Origin of the sequence: Spiroplasma endosymbiont of Apeira syringaria, assembly GCF_964020205.1 — a bacterium.
Classification (GTDB): Bacteria; Bacillota_I; Bacilli_A; order Mycoplasmatales; family VBWQ01; genus Spiroplasma_E; species Spiroplasma_E ixodetis_A.
Genome location: NZ_OZ026543.1, coordinates 1,402,092 through 1,425,362 on the forward strand (window position 1 = coordinate 1,402,092; position 23,271 = coordinate 1,425,362).

The 23,271-nt window shown below is 24.4% G+C and carries 32 protein-coding genes and 2 pseudogenes; 18 read left to right on the plus strand and 16 right to left on the minus strand.

Annotated features, from left to right (window positions below; genetic code table 4):
- Positions 1–7: 7 nt before the first annotated feature.
- Positions 8–1,246: an IS256 family transposase gene (locus AACL02_RS08560; protein WP_339043697.1), complete on the plus strand. Its 1,239-nt coding sequence runs from the start codon at positions 8–10 to the stop codon at positions 1,244–1,246.
- 60 nt (positions 1,247–1,306) lie between these two features.
- Here the strand turns inward: AACL02_RS08560 and AACL02_RS08565 are convergent, their stop codons facing one another.
- The 9 genes from AACL02_RS08565 to AACL02_RS08605 all read right to left on the minus strand — a co-directional run bounded on the left by AACL02_RS08565 (position 1,307) and on the right by AACL02_RS08605 (position 8,611).
- A complete protein-coding gene (locus AACL02_RS08565; RefSeq protein ID WP_339040862.1) occupies positions 1,307–2,260 on the minus strand; it encodes a hypothetical protein in 954 nt (317 codons plus the stop codon).
- Positions 2,245–2,625 (minus strand): hypothetical protein, encoded by a 381-nt coding sequence (locus AACL02_RS08570; protein WP_339040864.1) that lies wholly within the window; start codon positions 2,623–2,625, stop codon positions 2,245–2,247. Before AACL02_RS08570 ends, AACL02_RS08565 begins: the two co-directional genes overlap by 16 nt.
- A 159-nt stretch (positions 2,626–2,784) precedes the next feature.
- Complete coding sequence (locus tag AACL02_RS08575; protein WP_339040866.1) at positions 2,785–3,267, minus strand: hypothetical protein; 483 nt, start codon at positions 3,265–3,267, stop codon at positions 2,785–2,787.
- A 105-nt stretch (positions 3,268–3,372) separates the two neighbouring features.
- Positions 3,373–5,184, minus strand: coding sequence for a PTS transporter subunit EIIC (locus AACL02_RS08580; protein WP_339040868.1), 1,812 nt, complete (start codon positions 5,182–5,184; stop codon positions 3,373–3,375).
- A gap of 41 nt (positions 5,185–5,225) precedes the next feature.
- Positions 5,226–5,522, minus strand: coding sequence for a hypothetical protein (locus tag AACL02_RS08585; protein WP_339040870.1), 297 nt, complete (start codon positions 5,520–5,522; stop codon positions 5,226–5,228).
- A gap of 100 nt (positions 5,523–5,622) precedes the next feature.
- The gene (der, locus tag AACL02_RS08590; protein ID WP_339040872.1) at positions 5,623–6,954 is read right to left on the minus strand and encodes a ribosome biogenesis GTPase Der; all 1,332 of its coding nucleotides are present in this window, start codon (positions 6,952–6,954) and stop codon (positions 5,623–5,625) included.
- Between the two features lie 27 nt (positions 6,955–6,981).
- Positions 6,982–7,653, minus strand: coding sequence for a (d)CMP kinase (gene cmk, locus AACL02_RS08595; RefSeq protein WP_339040873.1), 672 nt, complete (start codon positions 7,651–7,653; stop codon positions 6,982–6,984).
- Positions 7,654–7,669: 16 nt separating this feature from the next.
- Positions 7,670–8,317, minus strand: a complete 648-nt coding sequence (locus AACL02_RS08600) for a hypothetical protein (RefSeq protein ID WP_339040875.1) — start codon at positions 8,315–8,317, stop codon at positions 7,670–7,672.
- A gap of 126 nt (positions 8,318–8,443) precedes the next feature.
- Entirely contained in the window at positions 8,444–8,611 is a 168-nt protein-coding gene (locus tag AACL02_RS08605) for a hypothetical protein (RefSeq protein ID WP_339040877.1), read from the minus strand.
- On the opposite strand from AACL02_RS08605, the gene AACL02_RS08610 reads away from it, so the two are divergent.
- The 4 genes from AACL02_RS08610 (at position 8,557) to AACL02_RS08625 (ending at position 11,008) form a co-directional block, all read left to right on the plus strand.
- A complete protein-coding gene (locus tag AACL02_RS08610; protein WP_339040880.1) occupies positions 8,557–9,378 on the plus strand; it encodes an IS1595 family transposase in 822 nt (273 codons plus the stop codon). The two genes, AACL02_RS08605 and AACL02_RS08610, sit on opposite strands and share 55 nt — an antisense overlap.
- A gap of 323 nt (positions 9,379–9,701) precedes the next feature.
- Complete coding sequence (locus AACL02_RS08615) at positions 9,702–10,262, plus strand: hypothetical protein (protein WP_339040882.1); 561 nt, start codon at positions 9,702–9,704, stop codon at positions 10,260–10,262.
- A gap of 117 nt (positions 10,263–10,379) precedes the next feature.
- On the plus strand, positions 10,380–10,706 hold the full coding sequence (locus AACL02_RS08620; protein ID WP_338975481.1) for a hypothetical protein: 327 nt from the start codon (positions 10,380–10,382) through the stop codon (positions 10,704–10,706).
- Positions 10,707–10,726: 20 nt separating this feature from the next.
- Positions 10,727–11,008: a hypothetical protein gene (locus AACL02_RS08625; RefSeq protein WP_339040884.1), complete on the plus strand. Its 282-nt coding sequence runs from the start codon at positions 10,727–10,729 to the stop codon at positions 11,006–11,008.
- Positions 11,009–11,042: 34 nt separating this feature from the next.
- Here the strand turns inward: AACL02_RS08625 and AACL02_RS08630 are convergent, their stop codons facing one another.
- The gene (locus AACL02_RS08630; protein WP_339040886.1) at positions 11,043–11,192 is read right to left on the minus strand and encodes a hypothetical protein; all 150 of its coding nucleotides are present in this window, start codon (positions 11,190–11,192) and stop codon (positions 11,043–11,045) included.
- Between AACL02_RS08630 and AACL02_RS08635 the strand changes: the two genes are divergently transcribed.
- The gene (locus AACL02_RS08635) at positions 11,138–11,290 is read left to right on the plus strand and encodes a hypothetical protein (RefSeq protein ID WP_339040888.1); all 153 of its coding nucleotides are present in this window, start codon (positions 11,138–11,140) and stop codon (positions 11,288–11,290) included. The genes AACL02_RS08630 and AACL02_RS08635 overlap by 55 nt on opposite strands.
- Here AACL02_RS08635 and AACL02_RS08640 read toward each other — a convergent pair.
- Positions 11,277–12,397, minus strand: a protein-coding gene (locus AACL02_RS08640; RefSeq protein ID WP_339040217.1) for an IS3 family transposase whose coding sequence is annotated in 2 segments (ribosomal slippage) — positions 11,277–12,154 and positions 12,154–12,397 — 1,122 coding nt in all. Because the reading frame shifts where the segments join, the coding sequence is not laid out codon by codon here. The two genes, AACL02_RS08635 and AACL02_RS08640, sit on opposite strands and share 14 nt — an antisense overlap.
- A gap of 83 nt (positions 12,398–12,480) precedes the next feature.
- Between AACL02_RS08640 and AACL02_RS08645 the strand changes: the two genes are divergently transcribed.
- From AACL02_RS08645 to AACL02_RS08670, 6 genes are all read left to right on the plus strand, one after another.
- Positions 12,481–13,173, plus strand: coding sequence for an IS1595 family transposase (locus tag AACL02_RS08645; protein ID WP_339040890.1), 693 nt, complete (start codon positions 12,481–12,483; stop codon positions 13,171–13,173).
- 497 nt (positions 13,174–13,670) lie between these two features.
- Positions 13,671–13,871 carry a hypothetical protein gene (locus AACL02_RS08650; protein WP_338962426.1) on the plus strand — a complete coding sequence of 67 codons (201 nt, stop codon included), beginning with the start codon at positions 13,671–13,673 and terminating at the stop codon, positions 13,869–13,871.
- A gap of 16 nt (positions 13,872–13,887) precedes the next feature.
- Positions 13,888–14,055, plus strand: a complete 168-nt coding sequence (locus AACL02_RS08655) for a hypothetical protein (protein WP_339040893.1) — start codon at positions 13,888–13,890, stop codon at positions 14,053–14,055.
- Entirely contained in the window at positions 14,043–14,630 is a 588-nt protein-coding gene (locus AACL02_RS08660; RefSeq protein ID WP_339040895.1) for a PD-(D/E)XK nuclease family protein, read from the plus strand. Before AACL02_RS08655 ends, AACL02_RS08660 begins: the two co-directional genes overlap by 13 nt.
- A gap of 55 nt (positions 14,631–14,685) precedes the next feature.
- Positions 14,686–14,916 (plus strand): hypothetical protein, encoded by a 231-nt coding sequence (locus tag AACL02_RS08665; protein ID WP_339040897.1) that lies wholly within the window; start codon positions 14,686–14,688, stop codon positions 14,914–14,916.
- Positions 14,917–15,012: 96 nt separating this feature from the next.
- A complete protein-coding gene (locus AACL02_RS08670) occupies positions 15,013–15,234 on the plus strand; it encodes a hypothetical protein (protein ID WP_174481251.1) in 222 nt (73 codons plus the stop codon).
- Between the two features lie 261 nt (positions 15,235–15,495).
- On the opposite strand, the gene AACL02_RS08675 is transcribed toward AACL02_RS08670, so the two are convergent.
- Positions 15,496–16,446 carry an IS30 family transposase gene (locus AACL02_RS08675; protein ID WP_339040235.1) on the minus strand — a complete coding sequence of 317 codons (951 nt, stop codon included), beginning with the start codon at positions 16,444–16,446 and terminating at the stop codon, positions 15,496–15,498.
- Positions 16,447–16,553: 107 nt separating this feature from the next.
- Between AACL02_RS08675 and AACL02_RS08680 the strand changes: the two are divergent.
- Both AACL02_RS08680 and AACL02_RS08690 read left to right on the plus strand, forming a co-directional pair.
- A pseudogene (locus AACL02_RS08680) lies at positions 16,554–17,132 on the plus strand (IS256 family transposase); the annotation flags it as partial.
- A 79-nt stretch (positions 17,133–17,211) separates the two neighbouring features.
- Positions 17,212–17,613 carry a recombinase RecT gene (locus tag AACL02_RS08690; protein ID WP_339043698.1) on the plus strand — a complete coding sequence of 134 codons (402 nt, stop codon included), beginning with the start codon at positions 17,212–17,214 and terminating at the stop codon, positions 17,611–17,613.
- On the opposite strand, the gene AACL02_RS08695 is transcribed toward AACL02_RS08690, so the two are convergent.
- Positions 17,600–18,717, minus strand: a protein-coding gene (locus tag AACL02_RS08695) for an IS3 family transposase (protein ID WP_339043699.1) whose coding sequence is annotated in 2 segments (ribosomal slippage) — positions 17,600–18,474 and positions 18,474–18,717 — 1,119 coding nt in all. Because the reading frame shifts where the segments join, the coding sequence is not laid out codon by codon here. The genes AACL02_RS08690 and AACL02_RS08695 overlap by 14 nt on opposite strands.
- A 146-nt stretch (positions 18,718–18,863) precedes the next feature.
- Between AACL02_RS08695 and AACL02_RS08700 the strand changes: the two genes are divergently transcribed.
- Together AACL02_RS08700 and AACL02_RS08705 are read left to right on the plus strand one after the other, a co-directional pair.
- Positions 18,864–19,685 (plus strand): IS1595 family transposase, encoded by an 822-nt coding sequence (locus AACL02_RS08700; RefSeq protein WP_281747836.1) that lies wholly within the window; start codon positions 18,864–18,866, stop codon positions 19,683–19,685.
- A gap of 336 nt (positions 19,686–20,021) precedes the next feature.
- Complete coding sequence (locus AACL02_RS08705) at positions 20,022–20,162, plus strand: hypothetical protein (protein ID WP_339040902.1); 141 nt, start codon at positions 20,022–20,024, stop codon at positions 20,160–20,162.
- A 306-nt stretch (positions 20,163–20,468) separates the two neighbouring features.
- Here AACL02_RS08705 and AACL02_RS08710 read toward each other — a convergent pair.
- The 3 genes and pseudogenes from AACL02_RS08710 to AACL02_RS08720 form a co-directional block, all read right to left on the minus strand.
- Positions 20,469–21,586 (minus strand): IS3 family transposase gene (locus tag AACL02_RS08710; RefSeq protein ID WP_422397815.1). Its coding sequence is split into 2 segments (ribosomal slippage): positions 20,469–21,316 and positions 21,316–21,586, totalling 1,119 coding nucleotides; the frame shifts between segments, so codons are not numbered across the junction.
- Positions 21,587–21,655: 69 nt separating this feature from the next.
- Positions 21,656–22,465: pseudogene (locus tag AACL02_RS08715) on the minus strand (IS256 family transposase); the annotation flags it as partial.
- A gap of 47 nt (positions 22,466–22,512) precedes the next feature.
- Complete coding sequence (locus AACL02_RS08720) at positions 22,513–22,860, minus strand: hypothetical protein (protein ID WP_339040906.1); 348 nt, start codon at positions 22,858–22,860, stop codon at positions 22,513–22,515.
- On the opposite strand from AACL02_RS08720, the gene AACL02_RS08725 reads away from it, so the two are divergent.
- Positions 22,806–22,928 carry a hypothetical protein gene (locus AACL02_RS08725; RefSeq protein ID WP_339040908.1) on the plus strand — a complete coding sequence of 41 codons (123 nt, stop codon included), beginning with the start codon at positions 22,806–22,808 and terminating at the stop codon, positions 22,926–22,928. The two genes, AACL02_RS08720 and AACL02_RS08725, sit on opposite strands and share 55 nt — an antisense overlap.
- Positions 22,879–23,268, plus strand: a complete 390-nt coding sequence (locus tag AACL02_RS08730; RefSeq protein ID WP_339040910.1) for a hypothetical protein — start codon at positions 22,879–22,881, stop codon at positions 23,266–23,268. Before AACL02_RS08725 ends, AACL02_RS08730 begins: the two co-directional genes overlap by 50 nt.
- The last annotated feature ends 3 nt before the right edge of the window (positions 23,269–23,271 follow it).

Here is a 23,271-nt window from a genome sequence, read left to right on the forward strand (position 1 = left end):
GTTACAGATGGCTAAAAAAGATAACTTTAATAATAATGATCCAATATCAAAAGCAGTAGATTTATTACTAGAAAATACTGAAGATTTAACAACAGTTTTTAAACCTGGCGGTTTATATAAAGAATTAACAAAAAGATTAGTTGAAAAAATGTTGAATTCTGAAATGCAAAATTATTTAGGATATGAAAAAAATCAACATAGTACTACTGAAAATGCTCGTAATGGTACAAGTTCAAAAAAATTAATAACTCAACAAGGTAAAATTGAAATTGATGTACCAAGAGATCGCAATAGTAATTTTACTCCTGTAATAGTTCCTAAAAGGCAAATAAGATTTGATGGTTTTGATCAACAAGTTCTTTCCTTGTATGCAAAAGGAATGACATTATCTGAAATTAGAATGCAGTTGCAAGAGTTATATCATGGTGCTGATATTAGTGAAAGTGTTATTAGTCAAATTACTGATGATGTTATTGATGATGTTAAAGCATGACAAAATCGACCATTAGAAAGTATTTATCCTATTGTTTATTTTGATTGTATAGTAGTTAAAGTACGACAAGATAAACGGATTATTAACAAATCAGTTTATATAGCATTAGGAGTTGATTTAGAAGGCAAAAAAGATGTTTTAGGATTATGAATTAGTGAAAATGAAGGTTCTAAGTTTTGATTATCTAATTTCACAGAAATGAAAAATCGTGGCTTAAATGATATTCTTATTGCTTGTAGTGATAATTTAACAGGCATGTCAGAAGCAATACAATCAGTTTATCCTAAAACAGAACATCAATTATGCATTGTTCATCAAATTATAAATAGTTTAAAATATGTTTCATACAAACATCGAAAAGGTCTAGTTGCAGATTTAAAACCAATTTATAGTGCATGTAGTGAAGAACAAGCAATGCAAGCTTTAGAATCGTTTGAAAGTAAATGAAATAAACAATATCCTCAAATTACTAAATCTTGATATAAAAATTGAGATAATTTAATGGTTTTTATTAGTTATCCAGTAGAAATCAAAAGAGTGATTTATACTACAAATGCTATTGAATCTGTTAATAGTCAATTACGAAAAATCATCAGAAATAAAAAAGTTTTTCCTAATGATATGGCAGTTTTCAAAATATTTTACTTGGCAATTGAAAATATAACAAAAAAATGAACATTGCCTATTCAAAATTGAAATACAGCAATTGCTCATTTTATGATAAAATTTGAAGATAGAATTAATCTAAACTAGTACTTTATAAAACAAAGATACACAGATTATTAAAAAGCCTCCAGCATTTATGTGATAAAATTAAAATAGTACATAAAGGGAGAAAAGCCTTTTTTCTTTCTCTTTTATTTGCATGCCATTTTCTTGTTGAATAGTTTCTAGTTTTATTTTTTCTTCCTTTAATTGATTAACTTCCATAACTAATTTTTGATTTTTATCTTCTACTGTTATTAATGTTTGTTGTGTTTTTGATAATTCTTGATTTAATTTTTCTAAAGCTTGGTTATTTTTATAATTTCTACTTTCTAATCTTTCTTTTTCTAAAGCTAACGCGAACTCTTTTTTTATTAATCTTTCAATACTTTTATTTTTTTGATCACGAATATTTCTCACTTTTTTTTGTACTTTTTCTAAATTATTACTTATTTGATTTATTTTTACACTATTTTGTTGCTTAATTTTTTCTAACTTTGTTTTTTCTCTTTCTAAGGTAGCAACTTTAGAAACTAAAAATTTAGTTTCATCAATTAATAGTTGTACTTTTTGCTTTTCTGCTATTAATTGTTGTTCTAATATTGCTGTTTCTTCTGCAGATTTAACTTTTGTTTTATCCAATTCTTCTTGTGTTTGCTTTAATTGTGCTTCTAATTCATTAATTTTTGCTTGTAAAATTTGATCTTGACTTAAAATTTCTGTTTTTTCTTCTTTTGCATCATTTTCTTGTTTTATACTTTGTTCTTTAATGTCATTTTCTTCTAAAATAACATCAATTTTAGTAATATCTTTTTCAAGTAAAGTCGTTAAACTACTTGTTGTAGATGATTCTGAATTATCTGTTTCATTAGTATTAATAAATTTTAAATGTTCATTTTTTTTGTTGTCTTTTTTCTTATTTTTTCTTTTTTTAACATTTGTTTTCTTTGTTTCTATTTTATGAGAATTATTAAAACTTTCTACTTGCATTAACGTTTCCTTTTTTGAAACATCATTATCATTTAAAACTTCTTGCAATTTTTGCTTTAACTTTTTAATCATTTCAATATTACTATCAATATTTTTTCAATCTCGCTTAAATATTGCATTGAATCATTTTCATCAAAAATTTGATTTACAATTTTCGTTAAAGGCAATGGAGAAGTAACTGGTTTTTGAAACATTTCAAAAATAATTTTTGACAAATCAAAAATATTTTGAATTTTTAATTTAATTCCCTTAATTTTCAATTCATTCTTTTTAGATTTATTATTTTTAAAATCATAAATTTTATTTTCATATTCATCGAATAAATTTACAATTTCCTTTTTAAAAATTTTATCAAGTTCTTCAATATTTAATTTATATGGAATTTCAGAATTACTATCTTTAACTAAAATATCCTTAAATTTATTTTCTCTTGACATTATGTCCTTAATTTTTTCATATTCATTGCTTGTTAAACTAATTTTATTATCGCAATCTTCATCAGTAACAAAATATTTTGATTGATTAGCAATAAAGTTATAAATATTTAATACACCTAATTGATGATTTTCACAAATTGATTTAAAATGTTTTAATATTTAAAAATTATTATTTAATTGCTCTCTTAGTTTATTTAGCTTATTTAAGTCCTTACACGAACTAATTTTTTTAATAAAAAAAATATTATCATTTTTCAGGATTTCTATTTTCGTTTTCATAAATTCAATATTAGTAATATCTTTTTTAATAAAATCACTAAAATCACTAAATAATAAAGGATGATTAAAAACATTAATTATTAAAATAATTGAAATCAAAATTTTCAAACTGTATAAATTGGCTTGATCAATATATTGCAAAGAACTATGCAAATTTTTTCTAAACAATTTACTATCAAATTTTTCATCTTCCTGTTGATAATATTTGGCAATATTACTAATAGAACTATCAATAGCATTATATTCTGCACAAGTTATATAAATAATATTAAGTGCAGTAATAATATCTTCTTTAGTTAATGTTGGTACTTGTGATTTTATTTTTTGTAAAATGTTAGTAATTAAATGTTTACCTACTGACATTATTTTTACTCCTATCTTTTTTAATCAATTAAAAGATCATATAGCTATTAAATAGTTATATGAGCTCTAGTAGCTTTAATATTATATTGTAATAATCACTTTCAATTATAGATTAACTTTAGCTTTAATATTCAAAGTTGCTGAATTTTGTAACTGTGCCTTTATTGCATTGGCTACATGTTCAACATCGGTACCAATAACAATTTGCAAAGCTTCTTTACTCAAAATTTTATTACCAAATGCTCCTGCGGCCTTAACTTTTGCCAAATTAACACGTGATGTATCTTTAACAATCAAACGTAACCTAGTAGCACAATTATCAATTTCAACAAAATTATCTGCACCAATTGCTTCAATTAATTTTGTTGCCATTAGTGTATATTTATCACTTTTAAGATTTTTATTGCTTAACTCTGATTTTGTTGTTACTTTACTTTCTTCAACACCAAAATTTTCTTCTCTTCCTGGTGTTTCAATATTCATTTTAGTAATTAATGTATAAAATACAATAAAATAAACTCCACCAGCAGCCACAATTAATAATAATACTCATAGTGGATTTGAAGTAATATGATAAGCACCAGTAGCATGATTAGCAAATCCTCATGATTGAGCAAAAGAAATTCAATAGTCAATAATTCCAGCACTAAAACCAAAACCAACTTGGATATGCAATGCTGTCGTTATTGCAATAAATATCCCTGTTAATAAGGCATGAATTACCAATAATAATGGGGCAATAAATACAAATGAAAATTCAATGGGTTCAGTGATTCCACTAATAAAAGAAACTAAAGCAACTCCTCCTAAAAATCCTGATACCATTTTTCTATTTTCTTTTTTAGCTGCCATAATCATAGCTAAGGCAGCAGCGGGAATACCACCAATCATAATAGGAAAGAAACCTGATTGAAAAAATCCAGATCCTTCAATACCTCTAGTAAAAGCATTAATGTCTCCATTTACTCATTCTGTTGTTCCAGATGCAGCACCTGTAATTGGAGATATTATCTGACCATTAATTGGTAATTGAAATCAAAAAAAAGTATTTAAGATTTGATGTAATCCAAAAGGTAATAATAAACGATTTAATATTCCATAAACAGCTGTTCCTGGAATAGCAACTGCTGGATTATTTGGATTAGCAACTAATTGACCAAATTTCATTAATACTAATTGAATTCATGGTCAAACAATAGCAAATGCCAAAGCAGTGGGAATAGTTATTGCTAAAGCCACCATTGGTGCAAATCTTCTACCACCAAAGAATGATAACGCTTGAGGAAGTTTGATTTCTTTATATTTATTATATAAAACTGCAGATAAACACCCCGCTACAATTCCACCAAAAACACCAATGTTTAATACATAAATACCACCGATAATAGTTTTACCATCTGTTCCAAATTCTTCTACATAAAATAATGACGAAAATTTTTCACCTTTACTTGATGTAAAAGTTAAAACATTTTTATATAACATTTCTGGTAATGAGTGTTCAATTGACGTCATTGCAGCTATTGCTAAATAAAATACTGCTCCAACTAATGCAGCTTCACCACGATGATCTTTAGATAAACCAAATGCTAAACCCAAAGCAAATAATAATGGTAAATTATCAAATACTATTTTTCCTGGTTGTTGAATAATATATGAAATTCAATAACCCACTTCATTAGTAACATGCATAACACCAGCATCAGTTGTAGTAGTAAATGTAAGTCCTAATGCTCCAAATCTGTTTAAAATAGCAGCGAATGGTAATACTGCGATTGGAAACTGTAATGCTTTACCTAAGTCTTGTAAAAATTTTAAAACATTATTTCAAGGACTTTTTTCTTTTGAGGTTTTTAATTCAATATTACTATTTTTTGTTTGATTTTTTTCTTTATGTTTTTTTCAGAAAACTAAACCCATATTTTAACCCCTTCCTAAAACTTTTTCTTAATTTTTCAAAATTAAAACATTGAACTTATTGAAACTGATAATAGCACAATGGCACCAACTGTTGCACAAAACATTAAAAATATATAAAGAGCTTTATTTCAAAAATGAAAAACTTGATATGTAACTTTTTTTGGTTTAAATAAAAATTGCTCGTTAATCAGGCTCCTTTCTTTACGTAATTTTCTTTTAAATAAAAAAAACACAAGAAAAATAATACCAACACAAATCAAACCAATGATAAACATTATTCACATTGCCGATGTTGATAAACTTTTATTGTGCGATTCTAATGTTAAAAAATTTAGCATAATCATTTACACTTTCTAATCATTAGTTTTTTATCTTAATAAATATTATTATACAATAATTTTCTTTAAAATAAATATAATCACAAAATTTTAAACTTTTTTATTGTTTATTATACAATGACTTACGCATTCTAAATCTTAATTTAATTGGTACACCCTGAAAACCAAATCGTTCACGAATTTGATTAATTAAAAAACGTTCATAAGAAAAATGACATCGTTGTGGATCATTTACCATTAAAATAAAAGTAGGCGGATTTTTTTCAACCTGTGTTGTGTAATATATCTTTAATCTACCACCTTTAAAGTAAGGCGGCTCATTAATTAATTGAGCTTTATTAATTATTTCATTAAGAATACTTGTTTTAATTCTTAAATTCATATTAACTAATACTTCATTAATAGTAGCAAATAAAGTATGAATTCTAGTATTTTCTAAAGCAGATAAATATACAACAAAAGAATACTCAAGATATTTAAATTTTTCTTTAATTTTTTTAGTAAACTCTTGCATTGTTTTTTCATTTTTTTTAACTAAATCTCATTTATTAACAATAATAATAACTGGCTTATCTAAATTTTTTGCCATTCCTGCTATTGTTAAATCTTGTTCTTGAATTTCAACACTACCATCTAATAAAAACAAAACAATATCACTACGTTCAATGGCATTAGTAGTTCTAATTAAACTATATTTTTCTAAATCTTCAGTAATTTTTCCTTTTCTACGAATTCCCGCAGTATCAATAACACAATATTGTTTTTTATTATAAACAAAATTACTATCAATAGCATCAGTTGTTGTTCCTGCTATTGGTGAAACAATAACTCTATTCTCTTGAAGAATAGTATTAACTAAACTTGATTTACCAACATTGGGACGACCAATAATTGCTAAATTAATATTTTCTTTTTTTTCTGTATGAACCTCTTTTGGTAACTTAGTAATTATCATATCTAATAAATCACCAAAACCAACACCATGACTAGCAGATACTAAAATTGGTTCGCCAAAGCCAACTTTTAAATAATCATAAATTTTATCATTATCTTTTTGAACATTATCATATTTATTTGCAATAATAATAACCGGTTTCTTAGTTCTGTATAATAATTTGGCAATATCTTCATCTTCGTGAGTTAGACCTTCTTGATAAGAACAAACAAATAAAACAATATCAGCCTCAGCTAAAGCAATATTAACTTGTTGATTGATTTGTTGAGTAAAATTAGTAATCGTTTTAGTAATACCACCCGTATCAATAATCACAAAATTTTGTGTTAATCATTCACAAATGCCATAAATTCGATCTCTAGTTGCTCCAGGCATATCTTCAATTATTGCTACTTTTTTTTGTAATATACGATTAAAAATTGAAGATTTACCAACATTAGGGCGTCCTACAATTACTACTTTTGGTAACTTATTCATTTTATTCAAATCCTTATATTTAAAATATTATTTTTTATGAATAAAGTAATTATCATATAAAATTTTTAATTTATAAACGGTCGTTTGTAAATTATAATCACTATTATCTAAAATAACTGCATCTTCAACAATTACTAGTTGGCCAGTGCTACGAGTTTTATCAACATTATCACGAATTACCATATCGTTATATACTTGTTCTTGCGTAATATTAATACCCTCTTTAATATACTGTTTATATCTTCTTTCACTACGAGCGTGTAAACTAGAAGTTAAAAAAATCTTTAATTGAGCATCAGGTAAAACAACACTACTAATATCTCTGCCAACGACAATAAAGCCTTGACTTCTAACCATTTCTTGAATTCTAGCAACCATAACTTTTCTAACTTCAGATAACGAAGCAATTATTGGTACTTTACTAGTAACATTTTTATCATAAATTTCTTCTGTTGGTGGTTGATCATTAAATAAAAAATGACCATTAACTCATCTTATATCAAAAAGTTCTAGTGCTGCAAGTATTAAATCTTCACTTTCAAAAGCAATTTTATTTTTTAAACAATGATTAGTAAAACTACGATACATAATTCCTGTATCCATAAATTGATAATCAATTTTTTTAGAAAGCAAATATGCTGCCGCTGATTTACCACTAGCTGCTGGACCATCTATTGCAATATTAATCTTTGGGTACATTGTTTTTCTCCATTCTCTACTTAATAAATAATATTAATGATAATACTAACACGACTATTAAAATTAAACAAATAATGATAATAATAAATACTGTTAAACTTCATTTATAATTATGCTTAATTTTAATTTTTTGTAATTCATCTTGAAAATTATTATGTTCTTGATTAATTTCTTTTAGTCCTTTATTAAGATCACTATTATTTATTTTATACTTTTTATATTTAAATTCTAAATTTTTAACAAAATTTTTGACATCATGAATTTTACTTTCTAAGTCTTTTTGAAATTCATTTATTTTATTATGCATACTATTAATTAACGTTTGATATTCCAAGTTAGTACTTATTAATGGCACATCAACTATTTCAAAATCAATATTTTCACTATATTTTTTTAAAATATTATTAATATTTTCTAACATATTTTCCAATATTAATTTATCATTATCATCTAAATGTTGTTCATTATTTTTAATAAAATAATTTTCAAAATTAACTAAATTTAAATCAGAATTTAATTTTTGAAAAATTGGCTCAAAATATGATTGATCAATTTTTATTAGTTGCTGATAATAATTTTCTATTTTTTGTTCTTGTTCTCAAAGCTTACTATTTTCTTTAATTTCTTTAGTAATTTGTTCACGTAAACTTTTATACTTTTCCATTCTTGTCATTAAAGCACCCACAAATTAATATTTAAAAAATTCCAATACTGATTTATTTTTAATAGTAATAATAATTTTCTTGATTATAACATAAATATATAAAATCATTATAATATACAAATTTAACTATTGATAATATTGATAATATTTTAAAAAATAATTGTTTTTGCTTAGTTTTGTTTTAAACATTATTAAAATAAAATACGGACTTCTCCCCACATGTACTTGTGGAGGTAATAATGAAACTGAATGAATTCAACAATGCTTTTCAAACTGAACAGCAATGTCTTGCATATATAGCAAATTTGAAAGAAAACAAATGTATTAGGTGTTTTAATTTTAATTTGAATACTTCTGATTTAAAAAGAATGAGATGTTTAAAATGTAATCAAACATTTAGCATTCTCACAGGCACCATATTTTCAAGGTCACAAACATCTTTAACATCTTGGTTTTATCTTATCTTTAGATGAATAAACACCAAACATGGAATTCCATCAACAGATATTGCAAAAGAATTGGGAGTGACTTTGAAAACTGCTTGAAGAATTACTCATAAAATCAGAACACGTATTGCAAAACAAAAACCTCAATTTATTGTTGAAGGTACAGTGCAAATTGATGAAATGTATCTTTCACATATGGGTTTTAAAAAACAAGGAAGATCCTTGGTGAATAAAACCTTGATTGTTGGCATTTATCAAAAAACAACCAATAATTTAATTGTGAAAGTATTGAAAAACGCAAAGAGTAAAAATCTTTTGCAGTTTGCAAAAAAACACATTTCTTCAAAATGTCTTGTATATACTGATTATTGAAAAGGATATTGCGATTTTAAATCAGTTTTCACTAAGCATGAAACAGTTAACCATCAAGATGGCTATGTTTCAAAAATTGGTGTAAATACCAACCAAATTGAATCAGTTTGAAAACATATAAGAAGAACATTTAAAACACATATCAAAGTTGCAAAACATCATGTTCATTTATATGCTAAAGAAGCTGCATATAAATTCAACAAGATACCTAGTTTTGAAACTGTAATTCTATGTTTGATTTAAAAATGTGGGGAGAAGTCCGTAGATAGGCTTTTCTCAGCATTTATGTGATAAAATTAAAATAGTACATAAAGGGAGAAAAGCCTAGAAAAATTTATATTTTTATGCAAGCATTATTTTTTTATTGTATATTCATTTTTTCAATTATAGACTTAAATTAAGATTTACAAAAAATATTTTTATCTAATATCACTTTCACATTATTATAAATATCTTACTATTATCGATATTAAAAATAAAAAAATATTACATTAGGTAAATCTTAATCTTAAAATAAACTAAAACTAAAAATAATAATTTATTTTAGTAACAAAGGAGAATAAAATATGCAAAAAACTAGATTTATTTTAGGGCATTTAAAAATTGAACATACAACTACTACTGGAAATACTGATAGTAATAATATTAATGTACTAGATAACGTTGATCCTATTAGTGTGCAAGCTAACTTAAACAGTATGGTTCCATATATTAATCAAATATTAGAAGCTTTACCAGCTACAGAAAAAGTTGCGTTTTTAAAAGATGAACAATATCCAAATGGAACATTCGTATTAGTAACAAGTGCTGGTATAACACCAATTGTACCACAATATTTACTTACTAGACTTCAAGAAACAGCTCCAAAAGCATATATATTAGCACAAGGTCAACAATGATGATGATCAATTGCTAGTCAAACAGATGTTTCTATTAACGATTTAGAAAATCAATTTGAAGAACATACAAAAAAATGTTTAAATGCATATATAGCTTCAGGAGATGAACTAGATTATAAAATGGATTTCATTTATAAAGTTGTAGCAACCGTACCTAATGCGCCACAAGTAACTGCTAGTTCATCAGTTAAATTCCACTTTACTGTTAAAGCAGTTAAAAAAGCGTAATTAAATAATTTTAGTAATTCATAAAATATAATATTTTTTATATTTTCTTAGTACCTAGGTCAATTTAGTATTACTAAATAACCTAGGTTATATTATTAAATAAAAGGAGAAGTACTAATGAACAATAAAAATATCAATGAAAAAATTAAAATTATAATGAAAACAAAAATAACCAATAACGAAGAAAAAAATGAAAATAAAAATAACACTAATAATAATTATGAAACGGTAAGATATAAAGTACCTGTTTTTGATTTTAATGATGTTAATCAAATTAAAGAAAACTTAAATAGTATGACTATTTATATTACTCAACTTTTAGACTTATCACCACTCACTAGAATATTCTTATTAAAAAATAATGACTATCCAAGTGGAATGTTTGCAGTAAGGGATAGAAAAACAACAACAGAAAAAAATATAACATTATCGCCGAACAAGTAACATTAGATTATATGCGTAATTTGTTTCAAGCAGCTTATAACCAAGCCAGTATTAATAAAACCTGAGAATGATTCATTAATGATTTAAACAATGTTACTATTCCAAATTTAACAAATTCATTTAAAGAACATTTAGAAAAATGCAGAATAGAAGCAATTTCAGTAGGTGATCAATTTTTAAACTACAAAATGAATTATCCAATAACAATAAAGGTAATGATTGAAGGCAAAGTTGTTGATGTAACTTCAAGTGAAACTTTTGAATATACTGTCAAAATTGCTGATTTTAATAATAATTATTAGATTCATTAATTAACTAAATAAAAATACATAAATTCTAATAAATATTTATCAAAAATAATGTTATTGTTATTTTACTTTTTAGGAAATTTAAAAACGGACTTCTCCCCACATGTACTTGTGGAGGGAATAATGAAACTGAATGAATTCAACAATGCTTTTCAAACTGAACAGCAATGTCTTGCATATATAGCAAATTTGAAAGAAAACAAATGTATTAGGTGTTTTAATTTTAATTTGAATACTTCTGGAATGGCAACCTTTTTTAGGACTATTTTTTGGTAGACATTTGTTTTTGATAATTAACTGGAGTTAAGTAGTTTAAAGTGCTGTGAATTCTTATGTTGTTATATCAATTGATGTAATCAAATAATTCTAATTTTAATTGGATTAATGATGTAAAATTTTTATCATTAATAAATTCGGTTTTGAAAGTTTTAAAGGTTGCTTCAGCAACAGCGTTATCATAAGGACAACCTTTTTTGCTTAAAGAGCGATTAATATTGAATGCTAGTAAAAGTTTATCAATAATTTTATTATTAAATTCATTACCGCGATCACTATGAAATATTTGAATATCTTTTAAACAGCGATTTGAGTGCATAAATGCTTGATATACTAATGATGCATCTTTTTTAGTACCTACACTATGTCCAATTATTTCGCGGTTAAATAGGTCAATTAATAAACAAATATAGTTTCACTTACCATTTACTTGAACATAAGTTAAATCACTAACAATAACTTCATTTTTAACTCTATTATTAAAGTTTCTATCAACAAGATTGTTTATTGGACTATCGTTAACTTTGTTATTATGATTTTTGTATGATAATTTAGTGTATTTTGATATTAAATTATGTTTATTCATAATTTCTTTAATTTTTCGTCTTGATAAATAAATTTCTTGGTTTTCTAGAATGACTTTTAATCTTCTAGTACCATAAACTTCTTTATTTTCTTTAAAAGCACTAATAACAGCTTCATCATAAATATTATTTTTGATTTTATTTTCTTTTTTCTTTAAATTAAAATAATATGTTGATTTAGAGATTTTTAAAAAATGACACATTGTGCGAATTTTATATTTAACTTTATTTTTGACAATAATTTCTATTTTCTGCCTATTATTAGTGCTGCTTGCTTTAAAATATCATTTTCCATTCTTAATTGTTTTAATTCTTTTCTTAATTTAATTAATTCATTTTCTTCAACAGAACGATTATCTTTAGTTTTAAAACTACCTGAATTAGTAAATTGCTTAATTCAATTGTAAGTAGCTGCTCTTGTAACATTATATTCTTTAGCAAGGCAAGATACTGATTTGCCACTTTGATATAAAGCTACTATTTGTTTTTTAAATTCATCGGTATATGAGTTAATATTGGCCATAATTATAGTTCCTTTCTTTGTTCACTTGTCTACGTAATTAGTGTCCAATAAAGTGTAACCCATCCACTTCTGATTTAAAAAGAATGAGATGTTTAAAATGTAATCAAACATTTAGCATTCTCACAGGCACCATATTTTCAAGGTCACAAACATCTTTAACATCTTGGTTTTATCTTATCTTTAGATGAATAAACACCAAACATGGAATTCCATCAACAGATATTGCAAAAGAATTGGGAGTGACTTTGAAAACTGCTTGAAGAATGACTCATAAAATCAGAACACGTATTGCAAAACAAAAACCTCAATTTATTGTTGAAGGTACAGTGCAAATTGATGAAATGTATCTTTCACATATGGGTTTTAAAAAACAAGGAAGATCCTTGGTGAATAAAACCTTGATTGTTGGCATTTATCAAAAAACAACCAATAATTTAATTGTGAAAGTATTGAAAAACGCAAAGAGTAAAAATCTTTTGCAGTTTGCAAAAAACCACATTTCTTCAAAATGTCTTGTATATACTGATTCTTGAAAAGGATATTGCGATTTTAAATCATTTTTCACTAAGCATGAAACAGTTAACCATCAAGATTGCTATGTTTCAAAAATTGGTGTAAATACCAACCAAATTGAATCAGTTTGAAAACATATAAGAAGAACATTTAAAACACATATCAAAGTTGCAAAACATCATGTTCATTTATATGCTAAAGAAGCTGCATATAAATTCAACAAGATACCTAGTTTTGAAACTGTAATTCTATGTTTGATTTAAAAATGTGGGGAGAAGTCCGTAGATAGGCTTTTCTCAGCATTTATGTGATAAAATTAAAATAGTACATAAAGGGAGAAAAGCCTTTAAAAATATAATAATTATATAAAAAACAAAGGGCGGTTGTCAAAGGGCGCATCACTTTAACCCTTAGAATCATAATTGGATAACAAAGAACGATATAACTATCGTTCTTTTTTTGTTAAAAGATTAAAACTTAATAAAACTGTCGTAGAAGTCTAATAGTGAGTACTTTATGTAAATACTTCTATATCAGTATAAAAGCGCATTTAATGTTAAGCAAGTTAAAATGTTACACTGTATCGCTTAATGTAATTATAGATTAATTTGAATAGCCTTATTATGGCTCAGTAAATAACCCATTAATATAATTAACAATTACATTTGTATTATTTAAGAAAATAGGGGGTTTATATATAAATACATACCTCATTAACAATATCATAACACAATAAATAAAATAAAGGAGAAAAATAAATATGACATACGTTTATTTAATAAAATATAAAGTTAATTATACATTTGAAACAAAATATAAAGTTTTTTATACATTTAAGGAAGCAAATAATTTTCATAAAAATTATAAACATCATTTATTAGAAGATGCATATATTATCCATTATGAAATATTAGCATTTGAATTAGATATGCAATATCCAAATCAAGAAAAACTTAATTAATGAAAGGAAAATAAACATGACTTATCGATGTGATTTTAATAATTTTAATAATAATTTATGAAAAGTATTTGATAAAAATTGAGAAAATTGAAATTTTAAAGGTTCTATTCAAGAACATAAATTTAAAAAAATAATTATTAAATATGATGCTCGTGTTAAAGGTATATGAGAATGTCGCAAATAATATTTAAAAAAGAAACACATCAATATTTTATTGATAATAAAGAATTAATATCAGTTTCTAGAATTATTGATAATTATTTAGGTTTTGGATATAGTCATATAGCACCAGAAGTATTAAAAAATGCTTCAGTTCGTGGTAAATGAGTTCATAAACTTAATGAATTATATTTACAAAATATTAATGAAGAAAATATTATTAATAATTTATTAAAAAAATTAAAACCATTAACTAATAATATAAATTATTCTTATTGTAAAAAATCACTTATGTTTTTAAAAGAAAAATTTAAAGATAAAAATAATTATGAATTTATTATAGAAAAACCTATTAATGATAGTGTAATTGCTGGAAAACCAGATTTAGTTTATTTAAATAAAAAAGAAAATAAATATTATTTAGTAGATTATAAAACTTATGCTTCTATTGATGAAGATAAATTAAAAAGAATTAAATTACAATTAACTGCTTATTATTGTATGTTACTTGCTAATGGTATATGACCATCTAATAAAACTTATGTTTATTTAACTAATAAAAATATTCAAAAAGAAATAGAAATTGAAATAACTAATTAATTATTACTTGAATGATTTAAAGTAAAAACAAAATATTTTAAAGGAGAAGATAAAAATGGAATATAAATTAGAATATTGTAAAAATAAAAAATGTAATTTTAATCAATTATTAGTTAAAAATATTAATGCTAGAATTGAATTTTTAGAATATCAAATTGAAGAAATTAATTTAAATCAATTAAATTTATGAGAATTAGATGTTTTAAGGGGTCAAATTAAAGAATTAAATATTTTGAAAAATAATATTAAAGAATGATTAAGAAGAAATAAAAATGAACAAATGTAATTTTTTATACTATTGCCATGAACATCAAAAATACGAATGTTGTCAAAACAATTTATGTTGAGATTGTAAAAAATTAAATTAATAAGGAGAAATAAAATGAATAGAAAAGTAAAAAAAATTATTTGTGCTACATCAGTAATCACAGATGAACAATGAAATTATGAAGAAATAAAAGATAACTTATTAAGTATATTATTAAGTTTTAAAAATGAAATTCAATATAAAAATTGAAATAAAATTGTAAAAAAAGAATTTGAAGAAAATGATATAGATTTTATTTTTAAATTTAGATTAGAAAAAAATGATAAAAATGATTAATGAAAAATCAATTAAATAAAAAACTATTTATTCTTGTAATTCAATTGAATTTGATAAATTACCTAAAAAATTAGATAGTAATCAAAATAATTGAATTGTTATTAATAGTCATTTAATAGTTAATACTAGTAAAAATATTGAAGTACATTTAGATAATAGATTTAAAACAATTAAAAAATGATAGGAGTAACTTATGGATAAATCAATTTTAATTTTATTAAAACATTTAGGAAAAATGCTAAATTGTAAAGGTAAGTGCAACTAAATTATTTTTCTATCCAAATATTCTATCGGTGAAAGATAATTTAGTATTTTTCTTGGTCTTTGGTTTAAAGACAATATAAATTTATGAACTTCATTTTTACAAGTTTTTGAAAAATTAAATTTTTTAGGAAATTTTTCTCTAATTAAACCATTAGTATTTTCATTAGTACCTCTTTGTCAAGGTGAATATGGATTTGCAAAATAAATTTTCACATCTAAATTTTTTTCAAGTTGTTGTCAATTTGAAAATTCTTTACCACGATCAAAAGTAATGGTTTTAACAATATTTTTAGGAAGAATTGATAAATAATGGCTAATATTTTTGTTAATAACTTTAGTAGTTCTGTTTTTAACTAATATTGCTAAAGTAAATCGTGATACTCTTTCAACTAAAGTTATTAAACATTTTTTACTTTTGCCTCGTGATGATACTATAGTATCTCCTTCTCAATGACCAAGTGTTATACGATCATTAATATTAAGATCTCTTTCTTTAATTGATTTGCTATTGAATTTGCCACGATTTTCTTGAGATTTGCGTTTTTTGCCTTTTCTTCTTAAATTTTTACTAGTAACTTGATCAAGCAATCCAGAATAAATTCAATTGTAAATTGTTTTAAAACTAATAACTCATTGTTTATGAAAATTTTTAATTCTGCCATAAATTTGTTCAGGTGATCAGCCTAATAATAGTTTTTGTTGCACATATTTTACTAAATCTTTATTTTTAAACTTATGAAAAAAAATATGTGATTGTTTTCTATTTTCAGCTTTATTTTGTGCAATCAATGAAAAATAATTACTATTATCTTGATTTCTATTAATTTCTCGAATAATAGTACTAATATTTCGATTAAGATTTTTAGCTATTTCACTAATTTTAACTTTAAATTTCAATTGATTCTCAATATAAATTCTTTCATCTACGCCAAGATGTTTATAACTCATATAAAAACTCCTTACTTTTTTTATAAAATAAATTTAGCATTATGAAATTTTTATATGAGAATTTTTTTGCAATTTTATTTACTTGCACTTACAAGTATAATTCAGCGTTTTGATTATCTAATTTCACAGAAATGAAAAATCGTGGCTTAAATGATATTCTTATTGCTTGTAGTGATAATTTAACAGGCATGTCAGAAGCAATACAATCAGTTTATCCTAAAACAGAACATCAATTATGCATTGTTCATCAAATTAGAAATAGTTTAAAATATGTTTCATACAAACATCGAAAAGGTCTAGTTGCAGATTTAAAACCAATTTATAGTGCATGTAGTGAAGAACAAGCAATGCAAGCTTTAGAATCGTTTGAAAGTAAATGAAATAAACAATATCCTCAAATTACTAAATCTTGATATAAAAATTGAGATAATTTAATGGTTTTTATTAGTTATCCAGTAGAAATCAAAAGAGTGATTTATACTACAAATGCTATTTAATCTGTTAATAGTCAATTACGAAAAATCATCAGAAATAAAAAAGTTTTTCCTAATGATATGGCAGTTTTCAAAATATTTTACTTGGCAATTGAAAATATAACAAAAAAATGAACATTGCCTATTCAAAATTGAAATACAGCAATTGCTCATTTTATGATAAAATTTGAAGATAGAATTAATCTAAACTAGTACTTTATAAAACAAAGATACACAGATTATTAAAAAGCCTCTAATTAATTTATATAAATTAAATCTTTCAATTAATCCTATTAAAAAAGAATTAGCATTAATTCCATATGGTGATGAATTACAAGTGCAAATTCAAGAAGATGGTTGATTAACATTATTACAAAGAACTGGATTAGTAATGTATTTTCAAAGAGAAAAAATAACATCAGCACATAAATTTAATAAAGAAAATAATAAATGAGAAATTAATCCAGCATTAATTTTTGAAAGAAAAACTATTACTACTATTGGTTATTATTGTTATATTTCTCTTTTAGATAAAAATGGTAAAGTTAATAATTTTTATAAAGGTATGACAGTTGAAGAATGTCAAGAATTAAGAAAAAAATTTAGTAAAACTAAGCGTGAAGATAGTCCTTGAAATACTAGTTTTGACCAAATGGCTGGAATGGCAACCTTTTTTAGGACTATTTTTTGGTAGACATTTGTTTTTGATAATTAACTGGAGTTAAGTAGTTTAAAGTGCTGTGAATTCTTATGTTGTTATATCAATTGATGTAATCAAATAATTCTAATTTTAATTGGATTAATGATGTAAAATTTTTATCATTAATAAATTCGGTTTTGAAAGTTTTAAAGGTTGCTTCAGCAACAGCGTTATCATAAGGACAACCTTTTTTGCTTAAAGAGCGATTAATATTGAATGCTAGTAAAAGTTTATCAATAATTTTATTATTAAATTCATTACCGCGATCACTATGAAATATTTGAATATCTTTTAAACAGCGATTTGAGTGCATAAATGCTTGATATACTAATGATGCATCTTTTTTAGTACCTACACTATGTCCAATTATTTCGCGGTTAAATAGGTCAATTAATAAACAAATATAGTTTCACTTACCATTTACTTGAACATAAGTTAAATCACTAACAATAACTTCATTTTTAACTCTATTATTAAAGTTTCTATCAACAAGATTGGTTATTTGACTATCATTGACTTTATTATGATTTTTGTATGATAATTTAGTGTATTTTGATATTAAATTATGTTTATTCATAATTTCTTTAATTTTTCGTATTGATAAATAAATTTCTTGGTTTTCTAGAATGACTTTTAATCTTCTAGTACCATAAACTTCTTTATTTTCTTTAAAAGCACTAATAACAGCTTGTTCATAAATATTATTTTTGATTTTATTTTCTTTTTTCTTTAAATTAAAATAATATGTTGATTTAGAGATTTTTAAAAAATGACACATTGTGCGAATTTTATATTTAACTTTATTTTTGACAATAATTTCTATTTTCTGCCTATTATTAGTGCTGCTTGCTTTAAAATATCATTTTCCATTCTTAATTGTTTTAATTCTTTTCTTAATTTAATTAATTCATTTTCTTCAACAGAACGATTATCTTTAGTTTTAAAACTACCTGAATTAGTAAATTGCTTAATTCAATTGTAAGTAGCTGCTCTTGTAACATTATATTCTTTAGCAAGGCAAGATACTGATTTGCCACTTTGATATAAAGCTACTATTTGTTTTTTAAATTCATCGGTATATGAGTTAATATTGGCCATAATTATAGTTCCTTTCTTTGTTCAATTGTCTATGTAATTAGTGTCCAATAAAGTGTAACCCATCCAGGCTTTAAAAACAGTAGTTAAAGCATTAATTCGTGAAATTAATAACGGACTTCTCCCCACATGTACTTGTGGAGGGAATAATGAAACTGAATGAATTCAACAATGCTTTTCAAACTGAACAGCAATGTCTTGCATATATAGCAAATTTGAAAGAAAACAAATGTATTAGGTGTTTTAATTTTAATTTGAATACTTCTGATTTAAAAAGAATGAGATGTTTAAAATGTAATCAAACATTTAGCATTCTCACAGGCACCATATTTTCAAGGTCACAAACATCTTTAACATCTTGGTTTTATCTTATCTTTAGATGAATAAACACCAAACATGGAATTCCATCAACAGATATTGCAAAAGAATTGGGAGTGACTTTGAAAACTGCTTGAAGAATGACTCATAAAATCAGAACACGTATTGCAAAACAAAAACCTCAATTTATTGTTGAAGGTACAGTGCAAATTGATGAAATGTATCTTTCACATATGGGTTTTAAAAAACAAGGAAGATCCTTGGTGAATAAAACCTTGATTGTTGGCATTTATCAAAAAACAACCAATAATTTAATTGTGAAAGTATTGAAAAACGCAAAGAGTAAAAATCTTTTGCAGTTTGCAAAAAACCACATTTCTTCAAAATGTCTTGTATATACTGATTCTTGAAAAGGATATTGCGATTTTAAATCAGTTTTCACTAAGCATGAAACAGTTAACCATCAAGATGGCTATGTTTCAAAAATTGGTGTAAATACCAACCAAATTGAATCAGTTTGAAAACATATAAGAAGAACATTTAAAACACATATCAAAGTTGCAAAACATCATGTTCATTTATATGCTAAAGAAGCTGCATATAAATTCAACAAGATACCTAGTTTTGAAACTGTAATTCTATGTTTGATTTAAAAATGTGGGGAGAAGTCCGTAGATAGGCTTTTCTCAGCATTTATGTGATAAAATTAAAATAGTACATAAAGGGAGAAAAGCCATTAATAAAACACCAATTATAGTATTAAATAATCAAGATGATATTAATTTAGCACTTCAATTAGACCAAGGTGTAGTAATTGATGAAGAAACAATTGCTTATAAAGATAATACTGGTGATGAAGTTAAAATTATTAATTCAAATAATAATATTGATAATACTGATATCAATTCTACTTTATCTAAATTAAAAGAATTAGAAAAAGAAGAAGAAATTATAGAAAATTTTGAGGTCTAGTGAAAGGTAAATTTAATATGAATAAAGAAAAATTAATTATTTGATTAAAAAAGCAAATTAATATTTGTTTATGTGATTCTTTAAAAGAAACAGGTAAACTTACTGCTTATTATAAAGTACTTGAATTTATAGAAAAGGAAGAATTTGATAATGAATAAAGATAATTTAAAACCATGCAAACATTATATTTATTATAACGTAGAATATTATTATTTTGGAGAATGTGATATGTGTGATGAAGAAAAGGATGTGAAATAATGACTAAATGAGATTTAGCAAAATGATTAATGGAACAATGATTAGAAGCCAGAAAAAATAATGATAAAGAATATATGCGAATAATACAAGATAGTTTTAATGAATTTGATTGAGAATAAAAGGATGTGAAATAATGATTAATAAAGTTAATTGTGAATATTGTAAAGAAAAAATAAATACATGTGGAATGGCAACCCTTTTTAGGACTATTTTTTGGTAGACATTTGTTTTTGATAATTAACTGGAGTTAAGTAGTTTAAAGTGCCGTGAATTCTTATGTTGTTATATCAATTGATGTAATCAAATAATTCTAATTTTAATTGGATTAATGATGTAAAATTTTTATCATTAATAAATTCGGTTTTGAAAGTTTTAAAGGTTGCTTCAGCAACAGCGTTATCATAAGGACAACCTTTTTTGCTTAAAGAGCGATTAATATTGAATGCTAGTAAAAGTTTATCAATAATTTTATTATTAAATTCATTACCGCGATCACTATGAAATATTTGAATATCTTTTAAACAGCGATTTGAGTGCATAAATGCTTGATATACTAATGATGCATCTTTTTTAGTACCTACACTATGTCCAATTATTTCGCGGTTAAATAGGTCAATTAATAAACAAATATAGTTTCACTTACCATTTACTTGAACATAAGTTAAATCACTAACAATAACTTCATTTTTAACTCTATTATTAAAGTTTCTATTAACAAGATTGGTTATTTGACTATCATTGACTTTATTATGATAATTTTTGAATGATAATTTAGTGTATTTTGATATTAAATTATGTTTATTCATAATTTCTTTAATTTTTCGTCTTGATAAATAAATTTCTTGGTTTTCTAGAATGACTTTTAATCTTCTAGTACCATAAACTTCTTTATTTTTTTTAAAAGCACTAATAACAGCTTGTTCATAAATATTATTTTGAATTTTATTTTTTTTCTTTAAATTAAAATAATATGTTGATTTAGAGAGTTTTAAAAAATGACACATTGTGCGAATTTTATATTTAGATTTATTATTTGCAATAATCTCTACTTTCTGCCTATTATTAGTGCTGCTTGCTTTAAAATATCATTTTCCATTCTTAATTGTTTTAATTCTTTTCTTAATTTAATTAATTCATTTTCTTCAACAGAACGATTATCTTTAGTTTTAAAACTACCTGAATTAGTAAATTGCTTAATTCAATTGTAAGTAGCTGCTCTTGTAACATTATATTCTTTAACAAGGCAAGATACTGATTTGCCACTTTGATATAAAGCTACTATTTGTTTTTTAAATTCATCGGTATATGAGTTAATATTGGCCATAATTATAGTTCCTTTCTTTGTTCACTTGTCTATGTAATTAGTGTCCAATAAAGTGTAACCCATCCACTATCTAATTTGATGAACAATGCATAATTGATGTTCTGTTTTAGGATAAACTGATTGTATTGCTTCTGACATGCCTGTTAAATTATCACTACAAGCAATAAGAATATCATTTAAGCCACGATTTTTCATTTCTGTGAAATTAGATAATCAAAACTTAGAACCTTCATTTTCACTAATTCATAATCCTAAAACATCTTTTTTGCCTTCTAAATCAACTCCTAATGCTATATAAACTGATTTGTTAATAATCCGTTTATCTTGTCGTACTTTAACTACTATACAATCAAAATAAACAATAGGATAAATACTTTCTAATGGTCGATTTTGTCATGCTTTAACATCATCAATAACATCATCAGTAATTTGACTAATAACACTTTCACTAATATCAGCACCATGATATAACTCTTGCAACTGCATTCTAATGTCAGATAATGTCATTCCTTTTGCATACAAGGAAAGAACTTGTTGATCAAAACCATTAAATCTTCTTTGACTTTTAGGAACTATTACAGGAGTAAAATTACTATTGCGATCTCTTGGTACATCAATTTCAATTTTACCTTGTTGAGTTATTAATTTTTTTGAACTTGTACCATTACGAGCATTTTCAGTAGTACTATGTTGATTTTTTTCATATCCTAAATAATTTTGCACTTCAGAATTCAACATTTTTTCAACTAATCTTTTTGTTAATTCTTTATATAAACCGCCAGGTTTAAAAACTGTTGTTAAATCTTCAGTATTTTCTAGTAATAAATCTACTGCTTTTGATATTGGATCATTATTATTAAAGTTATCTTTTTTAGCCATCTGTAACTCACTCTTTCTAGTCATTTAATTATATTTACTAGAATTAATTAAACATAGTTATTTTTGTAAGTTACACAGATTACTAAATATTTCCGCAGTTTCAAAGTCACTCCCAATTCTTTTGCAATATCTGTTGATGGAATTCCATGTTTGGTGTTTATTCATCTAAAGATAAGATAAAACCAAGATGTTAAAGATGTTTGTGACCTTGAAAATATGGTGCCTGTGAGAATGCTAAATGTTTGATTACATTTTAAACATCTCATTCTTTTTAAATCAGAAGTATTCAAATTAAAATTAAAACACCTAATACATTTGTTTTCTTTCAAATTTGCTATATATGCAAGACATTGCTGTTCAGTTTGAAAAGCATTGTTGAATTCATTCAGTTTCATTATTCCCTCCACAAGTACATGTGGGGAGAAGTCCGAATTTTAATATCAAATATTTTAAAAATAACTAGTCATATTATTGGTATATTAATAACTATATTTTTTACTAGTACACCTTGATTAATACCGAAAATACCAATAGAAATGGGAATTGGAAGTTATACAAGTCAATATAATTTTACTTGACCTGACCATTTAATATTAACTTTATTTCCTATGTTTGGTCATATTGGATTAAATCTTATTACTAAATTAGGTAATTATGGAAAATTAATTAAATATTTATTAATAACTATACCAATTATTATTACAAGTCCATATTTAATATATCAATATAAACATATTAGAAAACATAAAAAAGAATGTCATTTATGTAAACAACATTCAAATAAAATACAATTGGAGGAATAAAAA